Annotated in this window: 14 protein-coding genes; all 14 read left to right on the top strand. The window is 45.2% G+C overall.

What is annotated here, in order from left to right:
- Positions 1 to 4 precede the first annotated feature (4 nt).
- The 14 genes from DYE48_RS05640 to DYE48_RS05570 all read left to right on the top strand — a co-directional run bounded on the left by DYE48_RS05640 (position 5) and on the right by DYE48_RS05570 (position 14,358).
- Positions 5 to 1,546, top strand: a complete 1,542-nt coding sequence (locus DYE48_RS05640) for a flagellar hook-associated protein 2 (RefSeq protein ID WP_115822774.1) — start codon at positions 5 to 7, stop codon at positions 1,544 to 1,546.
- A 22-nt stretch (positions 1,547 to 1,568) separates the two neighbouring features.
- Positions 1,569 to 1,958, top strand: a complete 390-nt coding sequence (fliS, locus tag DYE48_RS05635) for a flagellar export chaperone FliS (protein ID WP_115822773.1) — start codon at positions 1,569 to 1,571, stop codon at positions 1,956 to 1,958.
- Positions 1,958 to 2,308 carry a flagellar protein FliT gene (gene fliT / locus DYE48_RS05630; protein ID WP_115822772.1) on the top strand — a complete coding sequence of 117 codons (351 nt, stop codon included), beginning with the start codon at positions 1,958 to 1,960 and terminating at the stop codon, positions 2,306 to 2,308. The genes fliS and fliT overlap by 1 nt, the downstream gene beginning before the upstream one ends.
- A 13-nt stretch (positions 2,309 to 2,321) precedes the next feature.
- A complete protein-coding gene (locus DYE48_RS05625) occupies positions 2,322 to 2,705 on the top strand; it encodes a DUF8042 domain-containing protein (RefSeq protein ID WP_115822771.1) in 384 nt (127 codons plus the stop codon).
- 207 nt (positions 2,706 to 2,912) lie between these two features.
- Positions 2,913 to 3,473 carry a ribosome hibernation-promoting factor, HPF/YfiA family gene (gene hpf / locus DYE48_RS05620; RefSeq protein ID WP_115822770.1) on the top strand — a complete coding sequence of 187 codons (561 nt, stop codon included), beginning with the start codon at positions 2,913 to 2,915 and terminating at the stop codon, positions 3,471 to 3,473.
- A gap of 195 nt (positions 3,474 to 3,668) precedes the next feature.
- Positions 3,669 to 3,851 carry a hypothetical protein gene (locus tag DYE48_RS05610; RefSeq protein WP_115822769.1) on the top strand — a complete coding sequence of 61 codons (183 nt, stop codon included), beginning with the start codon at positions 3,669 to 3,671 and terminating at the stop codon, positions 3,849 to 3,851.
- A gap of 121 nt (positions 3,852 to 3,972) precedes the next feature.
- Entirely contained in the window at positions 3,973 to 6,486 is a 2,514-nt protein-coding gene (gene secA, locus DYE48_RS05605; RefSeq protein ID WP_115822768.1) for a preprotein translocase subunit SecA, read from the top strand.
- A gap of 68 nt (positions 6,487 to 6,554) precedes the next feature.
- A protein-coding gene (gene prfB / locus DYE48_RS05600) for a peptide chain release factor 2 (RefSeq protein WP_115822767.1) occupies positions 6,555 to 7,659 on the top strand; the annotation gives its coding sequence in 2 pieces (ribosomal slippage) (positions 6,555 to 6,626 and positions 6,628 to 7,659; 1,104 coding nt in all).
- Between the two features lie 100 nt (positions 7,660 to 7,759).
- The gene (gene galU / locus DYE48_RS05595; RefSeq protein WP_089651317.1) at positions 7,760 to 8,641 is read left to right on the top strand and encodes a UTP--glucose-1-phosphate uridylyltransferase GalU; all 882 of its coding nucleotides are present in this window, start codon (positions 7,760 to 7,762) and stop codon (positions 8,639 to 8,641) included.
- A 226-nt stretch (positions 8,642 to 8,867) separates the two neighbouring features.
- The gene (locus DYE48_RS05590) at positions 8,868 to 9,707 is read left to right on the top strand and encodes a YitT family protein (protein ID WP_425269292.1); all 840 of its coding nucleotides are present in this window, start codon (positions 8,868 to 8,870) and stop codon (positions 9,705 to 9,707) included.
- A gap of 51 nt (positions 9,708 to 9,758) precedes the next feature.
- The gene (locus tag DYE48_RS05585; protein ID WP_115822765.1) at positions 9,759 to 10,169 is read left to right on the top strand and encodes a c-type cytochrome; all 411 of its coding nucleotides are present in this window, start codon (positions 9,759 to 9,761) and stop codon (positions 10,167 to 10,169) included.
- Positions 10,170 to 10,417: 248 nt separating this feature from the next.
- Positions 10,418 to 11,104 (top strand): cell division ATP-binding protein FtsE, encoded by a 687-nt coding sequence (gene ftsE, locus DYE48_RS05580; RefSeq protein ID WP_115822764.1) that lies wholly within the window; start codon positions 10,418 to 10,420, stop codon positions 11,102 to 11,104.
- Between the two features lie 456 nt (positions 11,105 to 11,560).
- Positions 11,561 to 13,060, top strand: coding sequence for a S41 family peptidase (locus tag DYE48_RS05575; protein WP_115822763.1), 1,500 nt, complete (start codon positions 11,561 to 11,563; stop codon positions 13,058 to 13,060).
- Positions 13,061 to 13,170: 110 nt separating this feature from the next.
- Positions 13,171 to 14,358 carry a PDZ domain-containing protein gene (locus DYE48_RS05570; protein WP_115822762.1) on the top strand — a complete coding sequence of 396 codons (1,188 nt, stop codon included), beginning with the start codon at positions 13,171 to 13,173 and terminating at the stop codon, positions 14,356 to 14,358.
- The last annotated feature ends 53 nt before the right edge of the window (positions 14,359 to 14,411 follow it).

The raw sequence follows: 14,411 nt of genomic DNA, 5'->3' as shown, positions 1-14,411 counted from the left end.
TAAAATGAGTGATATGCGCATTGGTGGCCTCGCGTCAGGTATGAATACGGATCAGATTATTAAAGATCTGATGAACGCTGAGAGGCAGCCGCTAAATAAAATGGAGCAGGATCGTGAATGGCTTACATACAAAAGAGACGCTTACCGTGACGTGAATAAACAGCTTTCAGAGTTGGACACGATGGCATTCGATATGAAACTGGAGCGTTCTTATAACTCAAAAGATGTCAGCTCTTCAGGTTCAGCTGTATCTGCGACGGCGCTTTCCAGTGCTGATGAAGGCAGCTATAAGATGGAAGTATTAGAACTTGCGGAGGCTGCTTATAATTACAGTGAAAATGGTATTAGTAACGGTGAGTTCGATCCTGATGACACATTGAGTAATCAGAAGGATAACTTAATCAATGGAATAACTCTTGATGATACTTTCTCCATTACTACCTATGGTGAAGGTGGAGAAGAAACGACCGTCTCTTTTAATGTAACTGGGGATAAGTCTCTTAATGATATTCTTGGTGAGATTAACGACTCCGAGTTAGGTGTGCGGGCTTTCTATGATAAGGGTGCAGATAAAGTGATGCTCGAACGTACGGAAACGGGAAACTTCAATACAGATGAAAGTAAATTTCTCGGAGCGGAGATTGGCTTCAATGGAACGTCCGCCTCTTTCTTAGCGGATACGCTCGATATCAAAAATGGTAAGAATGATGGAACAGGCTGGGTACTGAATGAAAAAGGTGGGACGGATGCCCGTTTTACTTACAACAATTCATTCGAAATGACTTCCCATACAAACGATTATTCCTTGAACGGTATGAATTTCACGTTCAATGAAGTTGGTACCTCTACTGTCAGCGTTTCTAACAATGTTAATGATTCCTTTGAAAAAGTGATGAAATTTGTTGAAAAATACAATGAAGTCATCGAAGATTTGAACGGGAAAACAGAGGAGAAACGGTACCGTGATTTTCAGCCTTTGACTGCGGAACAGAAAAAGGATATGGAAGAGGAAGAAATTGAGCTCTGGGAAGAAAAGTCTAAAAGCGGAATGCTCAAAGGGGATTCAGTAGTCAGTGGTGTCCTGAGCAGCATGCGTCAAAATTGGTATGCCCCAGTAGAGACAGGTGGGGAATATAGCATGGCGTCCCAAATCGGTATTACGACAACGTCTAATTATCGTGAGGGCGGGAAGTTGGAAGTCGATGAGGATCAATTGCGTCAAGCTTTAAGAGACAACCCTGATTCTGTTGCCAAGCTTTTTTCAGGGACAGATGCTAACCCCGGTATCGCTCGTCGCCTGGAAACATCTATAGAAAACGCAGCAAATTCTATCGAACAGAAAGCAGGAAAACCGACCAGTCTTGATAATAACTTCTTATTAGGAAAACAAATCGAAGGAATTAATGATGAAATGGATTCATTTCAAGATCGATTGACATCCATTGAAAATCGTTACTGGCGTGAATTTGGAGCCATGGAGAAAGCTATTCAAAAAATGAATTCGCAGTCCGCCTACATAATGCAAAACTTCGGCGGTGGAATGTAACAATAAAAGGAGTGCTGGCTAGATGTCTATTCAAGCCTATCAAAATAACTCAGTAGAAACAGCTTCCCCTGGGGAACTCACTTTAATGCTTTATAATGGATGTATTAAGTTCATTAGAATCGCTCGAAAAGCAATGGAGAACAATGAAATTGAGAAGAAAAATACAAACATCCAAAAAGCACAAAAGATCATTCAAGAGCTTATGGTTACGATGGACCAGCAATATGAAGTGACACAAGAAATTATGCCATTGTATGATTATATGAACCGTCGTTTGGTGGAAGCGAACACGAAAAATGATGTCGAGATTTTGGACGAAGTCGAGGGACTTGTGGTAGAGTTTCGTGATACTTGGAAGCAGGTCATTTTAGAGTCGAGAAAAATGCAGTTTGGTCAAGGTGGAAATGCCTGATGGGTGTATGGACAGAGTTTGCCTCCATTACAGAGGAGCTGGATGACGTCGTCCATCAACCAGTTAATGAAAAGAATCGCACAGCTTTTATAGAGGAAGTAGAGACTCTTTTGGATAAACGGGCAGCTATGCTCGAACAATTATCAGAACCATCTCAGGAAGAGAAGCCGTTGGTAAAAGAAGTGCAGAAGCGCGATTTGAAAATCAATCAAAAGCTCGAGTTTCTTTTTGAGGGGTTGAAGCGGGATATGCGGAATGCAAAAAAACAAAAGTCCAGCAAACAGCGCTACGTCAATCCATACCAAAGTGTTTCCGGCTATGACGGCATGTATTTGGACCATAAAAAGTAGAATAGGTGATTTTTTGTCAAAACTTACAGCAGAACAACACCATATGCTAGAACAGTATGATCAGCTGTTAGATACAATAAGTGAAGGTTTGGAGTATTTGGAAAACAACATTACCGCAGAGGCTCCACCGCAAACCCAGCAAGTATTTCAGGATGTCCTGCTTGGCTTAGAACAGGTGAGCCGCAGTCATGACCAGATGGCAGTTCTGTTTGAGGAGCGTGAAGAGATTCAACCGCTCATCATCGATTTCCACGAGGTCGTCCAGATGCTTCAAGGATGGTTCTCGCTTGAAACGAACGAGGAAAAGCGGGGTTTACTTGTAGAAAAAGTAGTGCCAGCTTATGAAGAGTGGCGCACGCGGATGCAGTCATTTGTAAAACCTTATATTTCTCATTGAATGGAGAGCGTCTACCCCTTTGTAGGCGCTTTTGTTATGCCGAAATCTATCAATTTCTGTCCTTTATTTCCCAGTAGGATTCTTATTTTCTACTTTTCCCAACAATTACCGACACAAATTAGACAAAATATTTCGAAAGTTTATGCAGGAATGGGCGTGGGTATGATAGAATATATATCACATAAGGATGAAAGGAGGACACTTCTAATGCTACAATACAACATTCGTGGTGAAAACTTGGAAGTGACGGATTCTATTAAAGAATATGTGGAGAAAAAGGTGAGCAAGCTTGAACGCTACTTTGATACTCCGCCGTCTTCCGAGGTACACGTTAATTTAAGTGTCTATAATGATGAGCAGACAATCGAGGTCACAATTCCGATGAAGAATCTACTTCTTCGTGCTGAGGAACACAACACAGATTTATACGCTGCCATCGACCTTGTGGTAGATAAATTGGAACGACAAATTCGTAAGCATAAAACGAAGGTGAATCGTAAGTTCCGACAAGAGGGTGCTCCGAAACACGTCTTTGCCGAGTTGGAACGCGAGGCGCAGCAATACCAAACGCAAACGATTGATGATGAATTTGATGTTGATATTGTGAAAACGAAGCGTTTTGATTTGAAACCGATGGATAGTGAAGAAGCGGCACTGCAGATGGATATGCTTGGTCACAACTTCTTCGTCTTTACAAACGCGGATACAGATGAAACGAACATTGTTTATAAACGTCGTGACGGCCGTTATGGTTTGATCGAAACTTGATAGCTTCATAGAGTAAGCGCCTCTGCTTCGGCAGAGGCGTTTTTTTGTTTTTTGCTAAAGAAATGGATTAGGAAAAACGAATTTTTGCTAGAGGAAAATCAATTTTTTATCATGATTAGGGACGTAAAATGGAGTTTTGTGTGTTCGCTCATTTTTGGGATAAGTAGTATAAAGGATACATCAGGAGGTGATGGCATGAATGACAAGGAATTTGAGTACATTTATAAGCGCTTGAACCAGCAGGAAGAAACGATCGCTCAGCTTGTGGAAATCATCGGGGCGACGAATCGTCGCATTACGGATTTGGACCGCCGACAGCTCGGTGTTGAACACCAAATCATCCGCGAACGGCCCCTTTCTTTTACTCCCTCTACATAAATCCTCAACCGGTGTCCCTGGTCCTATGTGATTGATTGTCAGGCCGCTTCTCTTAGTGTTATGATAATAGAGGATTAAACTATTCAACCGAAGTTCGGAAATCAACAGAGGAGCGGTTGCAATGCTTGGTACTTTAAAGAAGATCTTTGGCGATGGAAATACACGTCAATTGAAGCGATTGGAAAAAATCGCGGATGACATCGAAGCGATGGAATCGCAAATCGAAAAAATGTCTGATGATGAGTTAAAAAATAAGACAGAAGAATTCAAAGAACGCTATCAAAATAGCGAGGATTTAGATGATATGTTGGTCGAAGCTTTTGCGGTTGTACGTGAAGCTTCTAAACGTGTGCTTGAAATGCGCCCGTTCCGCGTGCAGCTCTTGGGTGCAATCGCACTTCATGAGGGAAACATCGCAGAGATGAAAACCGGTGAAGGTAAAACACTGGCGTCTACGATGCCGGCGTACTTGAACGCAATTACTGGAAAAGGCGTGCACATCATCACGGTCAACGATTATTTGGCGAGCCGTGACGCGACAGAGATGGGCGAACTTTTCCAATTCCTTGGACTGACCGTCGGGTTGAACTCTAACGGTATGTCGAAGGATGAAAAGCGTGAAGCGTACCTAGCGGATATTACGTATGGTACCAACAACGAGTTCGGGTTCGACTACTTGCGTGACAACATGGTGCTTTACAAAGAGCAGATGGTTCAGCGTCCGCTTCACTTCGCGATCATTGATGAGGTCGACTCGATCTTGATTGACGAAGCGCGTACACCGTTGATCATCAGTGGTTCGGCTTCAAAATCTGCTGACCTCTATCAGGGAGCGAACTCTTTTGTTCGTTTACTCGCAAATGAAGAAGATTACACGTACGATGAAAAGACGAAAAACGTTCAGCTTACAGAAGAAGGAATCAACAAAGCCGAGCGCTTTTTCAAAATTGAGAACTTGTTTGATCTTTCTAACGTATCCTTGATTCACCACATCAACCAGGGGCTCAAGGCGCATACGTCAATGCAAAAGGATACCGACTATGTTGTCGAGGACGGCGAAGTGGTCATCGTCGACCAGTTCACCGGTCGTCTGATGAAAGGCCGCCGCTATAGTGATGGATTGCACCAGGCGATTGAAGCAAAAGAAGGGCTCGAAATACAAAACGAGAGCCAGACGCTTGCTTCGATCACGTTCCAGAACCTTTTCCGTATGTATGAAAAGCTTTCCGGTATGACTGGTACAGCGAAGACGGAAGAAGAGGAATTCCTGAACATCTACAACATGCGTGTTATCGTCATTCCAACGAACCGTGATATCATCCGTGATGACAAAGCGGATCTTGTTTATAAGACGATGGACGGCAAATTCAAGGCGGTTGTCGAGGATATTAAGGAACGTCATGAAAATGGACAGCCGGTGCTTGTCGGTACCGTAGCGGTCGAAACATCCGAAATCATTTCCCGTTACTTGAATAAAGCCGGTGTTCCGCATAACGTCCTTAACGCGAAAAACCACTTCCGTGAAGCGGAAATCATCGAGAACGCCGGTCAGAAAGGTGCCGTAACGATCGCAACGAACATGGCCGGTCGTGGTACCGACATCAAACTTGGTGAAGGTGTCAGAGAAGCTGGAGGCCTCGCGGTCATTGGTACGGAACGTCACGAATCGCGCCGTATTGATAACCAGCTTCGTGGTCGTTCCGGTCGTCAAGGAGATCCGGGAATGTCCCAGTTCTACCTGGCGACAGATGACGAATTGATGCGTCGTTTCGCTTCAGACAACATTCGCAGCATGATGGACCGCCTTGGAATGGATGACTCTCAGCCGATCGAAAGTAAGATGATCTCTCGTGCGGTTGAATCTGCACAAAAACGTGTGGAAGGAAACAACTTCGATGCGCGTAAGACGATTCTTTCTTATGACGATGTTCTGCGTCAGCAGCGTGAGGTCATTTACAAGCAGCGTTATGATGTGCTCACTTCCGAAAACTTACGTGAAATCATTGAACAAATGATCGAGCGTACCGTTTCTAAAACGGTCGGCACTCACACAAGTGAAGAAGAAGAGGAAAACTGGGAGCTTGAAAGCCTCGTCGAATACCTGCGTGCGAACTTGCTGCATGAAGGCGATGTAACGGTGGATGACTTGAAAGGAAAAGATCCTCAAGAGATGGAGGAGCTTATCCTTGAAAAAGTGAAACAACGTTATGACGAGAAAGAAGAAGAATTGACGCCTGAACAGATGCGTGAGTTTGAAAAAGTCATCCTGCTTCGTACGGTCGACCAGAAGTGGATGGATCACATTGATCAGATGGACCAACTGCGTCAGGGAATCCACCTGCGTGCCTATGGTCAAAACGATCCGCTTCGTGAATATAATTTCGAAGGCTTCCGAATGTTTGAACAAATGGTTGCCAATATTGATGAAGAGGTTTCCCGCTACGTCATGAAGGCACAGATCCGCAACAACCTGCAGCGTCAGGAAGTGGCACAGGGAGCACAGGCCGTCTCCGGCGGCAGTGAAAGTAAAGAGCCGAAGAAAAAATCCCCGGTCGTGAAAAAGGATCATGTGCGTCGTAACGATCCATGTCCTTGTGGAAGCGGGAAGAAATATAAAAATTGTCACGGAAAATAAGAGGTTGAGGCACTCTCTTTCTAGAGGGTGTCTTCCCTTGTTTTAAGAATCATATAGGAGTGATTGATATGGATATGGCAGAAATCCGCCATGCATTGGATAATACAGCTAAGCGATTAGCGGACTTCAGGGGGTCTCTTTGACGTCGATCAAAGAAAAACCCGTATTGCAGAACTAGAAGAACAAATGACAGAGCCGGGCTTCTGGGACGACCAGAACACGGCACAAAAAGTCATTGACGAAGTGAATGGACTGAAAGGATTGGTCCATACGCTTGAAGAGCATGAAGAAACGCATGAGAACCTGGAAGTTTCTTATGAGCTTGTCAAAGAAGAAGATGATGAAGAATTGCGTGAAGATCTTGAACAGGATGTCCAACAGCTGAAAAAGGACCTTGACCAATTCGAACTGAACATTCTTCTGAGTGAGCCATATGATAAGAACAATGCGATTCTTGAGCTTCATCCGGGTGCGGGTGGTACCGAATCCCAGGACTGGGCAAGCATGCTTCTTCGTATGTACACACGCTGGGCAGAGAAGAAAGGTTTTTCTGTTTCGACGATGGACTATCTTCCTGGGGATGAAGCAGGCGTGAAGAGCGTGACTCTTTTGATTAAAGGTCACAATGCGTACGGTTATTTGAAAGCAGAAAAAGGCGTTCACCGTCTTGTCAGAATTTCTCCTTTCGATTCTTCCGGCCGCCGTCACACTTCTTTCGTATCGTGTGAAGTCATGCCAGAGTTCAACGATGAAATTGAAATCGATGTGCGTACAGAAGACTTGAAGATCGACACGTACCGTTCCAGTGGTGCCGGTGGACAGCACGTCAACACGACAGACTCTGCCGTTCGTATCACGCACTTGCCGACGAATACGGTCGTAACATGTCAGTCTGAACGTTCTCAGATCAAGAACCGTGAACAAGCGATGAAAATGTTGAAGGCGAAGCTTTATCAGCTGGAGATCGAACGCCAACAACAGCAGCTTGATGATATCCGCGGTGAACAAAAAGAAATTGGATGGGGAAGCCAAATCCGTTCTTACGTGTTCCACCCTTATTCCATGGTCAAAGACCATCGTACGAATGAAGAGGTTGGTAACACACAAGGCGTGATGGATGGTGACCTCGATAAATTTATCAACTCTTATCTCCGTTCGAAAATGGATGCATAATTGGGAAGACTCTCACGAAGGTGGGGGTCTTTTTTTCTGTTAAGTTCCCAGTATTTTTGCTACTATGAAGTTACATTACATACAAAGGGGCGAATAGAGAATGAAGGTGAAAAAAGCGATCATTCCTGCAGCTGGACTTGGCACACGTTTTTTACCCGCAACAAAAGCGATGCCGAAAGAAATGCTTCCGGTCGTTGATAAGCCGACGATCCAATATATCGTAGAAGAAGCGATCCAATCCGGAATCGAGGATATTATCATCGTAACAGGAAAAGGGAAACGCGCGATTGAGGACCACTTTGATCATGCGTTTGAACTTGAGGATAATCTTTATAAAAAAGGAAAGCTTGATCTCCTTGAGGAAGTTCAACAATCTGCTGAAGTTGACATTCATTATATTCGCCAAAAAGAACCGAAAGGACTTGGACATGCCGTCTGGTGTGCACGCAAGTTTATCGGGGACGAACCTTTTGCAGTCTTACTTGGAGATGACATCGTTCGTTCGGATGAACCTTGCTTGAAGCAGTTGATTGACCAATATGAAGAAACACAATCATCGGTCATCGGTGTCAAACAAGTGCCGGAAGATGAAACCGATCGTTACGGCATCATTGCGCCTGAAAAACAAGAGGGCAGACGTTATCAAGTGAAGCATTTTGTTGAAAAGCCGGCCGTCGGAGAAGCACCTTCCAACTTAGCGATTATCGGCCGTTATGTGTTCGCACCGGAAATCATGGATCTGCTTGCCACTCAGGAAGAAGGTAGAGGCGGAGAAATCCAGTTGACGGACGCCATTGAGCGTTTGAACCTTGACCAGCCTGTGTACGGGTATGAGTTTAAAGGTGAGCGGTATGATGTCGGTGACCAGCTCGGCTTTATTAAAACGACACTCGCCATTGCTATGGAACGGGAAAACATGCGGGACGATGTCCTTGCCCTATTAGCTGAGATTATGGAAAAACAAGAATCGATGAATTCCTAAAAGAAGCGGCGGGTCTTAAGACTCGCCGCTTTTTGTATAGAAGTACTGAGGAAACAAAAACTAACAGGAATACGACATCTTGCTCCTTTACCGTGTTAACACGTTATTCTACTCTCATTTACAGGAGAATTCCCTAGTGTTATACTCCTTACGGTTTATGGAGAACGATACATAGGGAGAGTCGAACAGCATGATGATGATGGCAAAAAAATATCGTCGGGAGCCGATGCCACCGGCACTTAGACAAGCGTTAGATTATGGATTGGTCATTCTTGGATCATTTTTTGTAGCCTTAGCATTCAATTTATTTTTATTACCGAATAACATCGCCTCTGGAGGGGTTGCGGGTGTCAGTACGATCACAAAGGGCGTGTTCGGCTGGGAACCGGGTGTCGTCCAGTGGGTTTTGAATATCCCACTGTTCATTATGGGTGTTGTCATCTTAGGGAAAAACTTTGGTCTCAAGTCGTTCGTCGGGACTGTTACCCTGCCGTTGTTCGTTTTGATGACGAGTGAAATGGCACCGGCGACACCGAATCCGTTACTTGGCGCGATTTTCGGTGGAATGGGGGTCGGTCTCGGCCTTGGCATTGTTTTTAGAGGACGAGCATCGACAGGCGGTATCGATTTGGCCGCACAAGTCTTACACAAATTCACACATTTACCGCTAGGAATCAGCGTCGCCTTACTGGATGGAATGATTGTGCTTACATCGGCGATTGTTTTCTCACTCGAAGAAGGTCTTTATGCGCTCATAGGGTTATTTGCTACCAGTCGGACGATCGACTTTGTACAAGTGGGACTGAACACTTCGAAGAACGTGATGATCATTACGGAGGATGTCGATGAAGTGCGTTCCGCTATTTTTGAACAAATTGATCGAGGCGTAACCGTATTAAGTGGAGCTGGTGGTTACACGGACCGGGAACGCCGGGTCGTCATGTGTGTTGTTCAGCAGAACGAATTCATCAAATTGACACAAACCGTAAAGACGGTTGACCCGGGGGCGTTTGTCGTCGCGATGAATGCCACCGAAGTTCTTGGAGAGGGTTTCAAAACGACGTGACTCGGTTATAATATCTCTATATCTCATCAAAATACGAGAGGGGATACAGGAATGAAAAAACTATTATCTGCTCTATTTTTAGGGCTGATCCTCGTCTTGAGTGCCTGTGGGGGCGGCGGAGACGAAGGGGCGACTGATGACAGCGCGAACGATGAAACGACAGAAGAACAAACCGGTGAAGATTCTGGTGAAGGTACAGATGAAGGGACTTCTGACAGCGGTGACGGCGAGACTGTCGACACAGCGGCAGCAGAAAAAGTGTACCAAAACAACTGTGCCAGCTGCCACGGTGGTGAACTTGGCGGTGGGATGGGACCAGCTCTAACTGAAGTAGGTTCCAAGTATTCAGCAGAAGATATCGTTGGCATCATTAAAAACGGTAAAGGCGGCATGCCAGCTCAGGACCAAGTATCTGATGACGATGCGCAGCTTGTAGCAAGCTGGCTTGCGACAATGAAATAAGTTTCTATTGAAAAAGTCTGGTGACGCACCAGGCTTTTTTTGTACTCTTTTCAACTAACTCTTTTACGGTTAAGAACCTCTTCTGGTGTCTTCTGAAAACAGCTACATAGTGGAATAACCGCCATATGAAAAACAAATGTAATAATTTCATGTCTAAATAAATCGAAAATTAATGTTATAATAAATGTGTTTGTAGACAAGAGAGAAGACAACTGACTTAACATTATGAGAGATACAGGTGATTTTACATGATTAACATGCAAGGAGTATATAAAACATATCCGAATGGAGTCACAGCTTTGAACGGCCTGGATATCCGTATTGACCAGGGAGAATTCGTTTATGTCGTAGGACCAAGTGGTGCTGGAAAATCAACATTCACGAAGCTGATCTATAGAGAAGAAAAGCCGACCACTGGCACGGTCCTTGTGAATGACATGGATACATCTACAATGAAACAGCGTCGCATTCCGATGCTGCGCCGTCAAATTGGTGTCGTTTATCAGGATTTCCGTCTGCTGCCGACGCTTACCGTTTATGAGAACGTAGCTTTTGCCCTTGAAGTTATTGAAGAAAATCCACAAAATATCCGACGCCGCGTCATGGACGTACTTGATCAAGTTCGTTTGAAAAACAAAGCACGTTTCCTTCCGGATGAGCTTTCTGGAGGAGAGCAGCAGCGTGTATCCATCGCCCGTGCGATTGTGAACCACCCGAAAGTGCTGATCGCTGATGAGCCGACGGGTAACCTGGATCCAGAGACATCCTGGGAGATCATGCACATCCTTGAAGAAATCAATACTGCAGGGACCACTGTATTGATGGCAACACACAGCCAAGAAATAGTGAACACGATCCGTAAGCGTGTCATCGCGATTGAAGACGGCATGGTCGTCCGTGACCAAAGCAATGGAGAATATGGATACGAAATGTAGACGCATGAGGACTGTCTCGGTTATGAGATGGTCTTTTTCTTTTCTTTCATACAAGTCTGGTACCTGCTTTTTTCCTTTTGGTGCCAGGCACTAGAAAGGCTAAGTGTGGTGCCTGACACCAAAAGGAAGTGGAGCGGTGCCAGGCACCATACAAAGCTCATTCCATACCTGGCACCGAATGATGATTCACCGGTACCAGGTACGCCACGTTTTATTTTTGTACCCGGTACTCATCCATCGTTTTACTGTACCTGGAACCAAACATGAATTTCTGCGATCCTCACATCTGATCCAATTACAGGTAGATAGATAGGTGGGGATGTCCTATAATGAAATGGACATGCTATCGTCAGTTTTGGCATATGTTAACTCAGGGAATAATCGTTGATTTACGTTGAAGGCGCTTTTTTGCTAGTATAGAGGCAACATGAAATCCAAAATAGAAGGGTGAATGCGATGAATATAAAACCGCGCTACGTTGCGCTGTTGATGGCGCTAGCGGTCCTATTTGGAGCGGCAGGCTCGTACATAGGAATAGAATACTTCGCTGACGGCACAAACGAACAGGCACAATCTGAACAGTATGCAGATAAAGATGCGGAGAACTTTGGGAGTCTGTCAGAAGAGGAGCAGAAGGCATTCATACAAAGTATGTCCGGGAACACCGATTTGAAAAAGGTGGAACAGGCATTCACTACGATCAAAGAAAATTATGTTGAAGAAGTAGATAAAAACACCCTTGTTGAAGGGGCGATTCAAGGGATGCTCGATACGCTTGAGGATCCATACAGTGTGTATATGGACCCTGAAACGATGGAGCAGTTCAACCAGACGATCGAATCCTCTTTTCAGGGAATCGGCGCGGAAGTGAGTATGGTCAATGATAAGGTGACGATTGTTGCACCAATCAAAGGTTCACCAGCTGAAGAGGCTGGTTTAAAACCGAACGATCAAATTTTAAAGGTGGACGGCGACAGTGTGGAAGGTCTTGACCTTTATGAAGCCGTTCTGAAGATCCGTGGAGAAAAAGGGACGGAAGTGACGCTGCAAATCGACCGCCCGGGGGTCAGTGAACCACTCAACATCGATATCACCCGTGATGATATTCCTTTAGAGACGGTGTACACAGATACGAAGGAGATCAATGGCAAAAAAGCTGGTGTTATCGAAATCACTTCTTTTTCTGAGAAGACATCCGATGAATTCCATGAAGCCTTAGAGAAGCTTGAAAAGGATGGAATGGACGGGCTCGTCATTGATGTGCGTGGAAATCCTGGTGGCTTGTTCACAGACGTTCAGGAGATTTTGAAAGAGTTCATTCCGAAAGATAAACCGATCGTCCAGGTGGAAGACCGTAAAGGTGAGAAAACGCGTTATTTCTCTGAAAATGAGGAGAAAAAGCCGTATCCGATCACTGTTTTGATGGACGAAGGAAGTGCATCCGCTTCTGAAATTTTAGCTGCGACGATGCAGGAAGCTGGCGGCTATGATCTTGTTGGAACGAAAAGTTTCGGTAAAGGAACCGTTCAACAGGCGTTACCGATGGGCGATGGCAGTACAATCAAGCTGACATTGTTCAAGTGGTTGACGCCGGACGGCAACTGGATTCATGAAAAAGGGATCGAACCGACGGTGAAAGTGAAACAACCGGAATACTTTTACACGAATCCAGTGGAAGTGGAAGAACCGCTTCAATACAATGACAATGATGAAAAAGTGAAAAACATCCAAATCATGCTGAAAGGTCTCGGTCATGATCCTGGCCGCACGGACGGGTATTACAGCAAAGATACAGAAGCTGCCGTCCAGGCGTTCCAGGAAGAAGCGGGTCTTGAAGCGACCGGCGTTGTTGATGAGAAGACCGGAGGAAAGCTTGAAGAAGCGATCATAAAAGAAGTGAGAGATGAGAAAAACGACAAACAAATGCAAAAAGCGGTCGAGGTCTTGTTTCAATAGGCAGGAATTTGCCGCTGGATGACGAAATATATCCGTAGTCTGTGACTGCGGATTTTTTCGTTATTGGGTATGGACAACAGAGAGCGACACGACTTGAAAGGAGAATTATGTTGGACGTTTGGCTGATGGAATTTGCGAAAGGGATCGGGATGATGTTCACCCTCCCATTTTTATACATAGCTTTAGCGATGATCTTCATCGTATCTGGAAAACGTGTGAAAGAGGAACGAGCGGCGTTTGGAACACGAATCTTTGACCGCTTCACCGAATGGAAAGGAACGTGGGGAACAGCCCTCATAAGTGGCCTCATTTTATCCACGATGGCGGTTGGTGGAGGAATGGTGTTCAGTTATCCATTGCTTCTTCTCTTATCCGGTGTTTTACTGATCGTCAGTTTAACGGGGCGTTTAAGCTGGTACTCATCTGCTTATACGATTGGTTTGAGTTACCTGGTGTTGCTCGTCATCCCATATCTGCCTGAATCTGTGCGTGGTTACGAATGGGTAGGATTACTGCAGGAGACGCCTCTCCACACACTTGCGGTTGTGATGGCCGTTCTTTTATTAACGGAATCGATCCTGATGCTGCGCACAACCGCATCTCATACGTATCCCGAACGGTTGAAAGGAACACGGGGGATGTGGATCGGTCAGCATCGGTCAAAAAGAATGACGATCGTTCCGTTTCTAGCATTGTTTCCAGGAGGGATGATTGAACCGTTTGCTCCGTGGTGGCCGATGATTTCGTTTGGTGGAGATCCATACGGGTTCATTCTTATTCCTTTTGTTATGGGATGGGAATGGAAAGCTCGCGGGCAGTCTCCTGTCGTCGCAGCAAAGACGATGGGGCGGCACGTTTTTCTGTTGTCGATTATCGTCCTGGGGCTTGCTGTCGGTAGCTTTTTCATAGGTGTGCTGTCACTAGTAGCGGTGATGATTGGCTTGATCGGTCGTGAATTCATATTCGTTCTGCACCGGATGCGTGAAGAGAAAACCCCGTTCTTTTCTTCTGCGAAAAAAGGCATTCGTATTCTGGGTGTCATTCCCCGGGGGCCTGCCGATCAAATGGGACTCACGCCAGGTGAGGTCATTGAACGTGTGAATGCGATTCCTGTACGAACGGAAAATCAATTTTATGAAGCATTGCAAAATTCAGGGGCGTTTACGAAAATGGAAGTACGTGATGAATGGGGAGAAAATCGCTATGTGCAGCGGGCAATGTATGAAGGCGAACACTATGAACTTGGACTCGTTTTCGTTGAACCTGCGACCCATGAAGAATCGGTCGGCTTTTTCTAAATGATTGGAAACGGAACGGTTATCTTCTCCTTTAAAGTCCTGGAAGATAACCG

Origin of the sequence: Halobacillus trueperi, assembly GCF_003386945.1 — a bacterium.
Classification (GTDB): Bacteria; Bacillota; Bacilli; order Bacillales; family Halobacillaceae; genus Halobacillus; species Halobacillus aidingensis.
Note: the sequence above shows the minus strand (reverse complement) of the source record. Positions and strands in the feature narration are given on the sequence as shown.

Coding starts and splice junctions, on each gene's coding strand:
- galU (WP_089651317.1), top strand. CDS start 7,760: ATGAAGGTGAAAAAAGCGATCATTCCTGCAGCTGGACTTGGCACACGT.
- ftsE (WP_115822764.1), top strand. CDS start 10,418: ATGATTAACATGCAAGGAGTATATAAAACATATCCGAATGGAGTCACA.
- secA (WP_115822768.1), top strand. CDS start 3,973: ATGCTTGGTACTTTAAAGAAGATCTTTGGCGATGGAAATACACGTCAA.
- DYE48_RS05585 (WP_115822765.1), top strand. CDS start 9,759: ATGAAAAAACTATTATCTGCTCTATTTTTAGGGCTGATCCTCGTCTTG.
- fliS (WP_115822773.1), top strand. CDS start 1,569: ATGTCTATTCAAGCCTATCAAAATAACTCAGTAGAAACAGCTTCCCCT.
- hpf (WP_115822770.1), top strand. CDS start 2,913: ATGCTACAATACAACATTCGTGGTGAAAACTTGGAAGTGACGGATTCT.
- DYE48_RS05590 (WP_425269292.1), top strand. CDS start 8,868: ATGCCACCGGCACTTAGACAAGCGTTAGATTATGGATTGGTCATTCTT.
- DYE48_RS05575 (WP_115822763.1), top strand. CDS start 11,561: ATGAATATAAAACCGCGCTACGTTGCGCTGTTGATGGCGCTAGCGGTC.
- DYE48_RS05610 (WP_115822769.1), top strand. CDS start 3,669: ATGAATGACAAGGAATTTGAGTACATTTATAAGCGCTTGAACCAGCAG.
- fliT (WP_115822772.1), top strand. CDS start 1,958: ATGGGTGTATGGACAGAGTTTGCCTCCATTACAGAGGAGCTGGATGAC.
- DYE48_RS05640 (WP_115822774.1), top strand. CDS start 5: ATGAGTGATATGCGCATTGGTGGCCTCGCGTCAGGTATGAATACGGAT.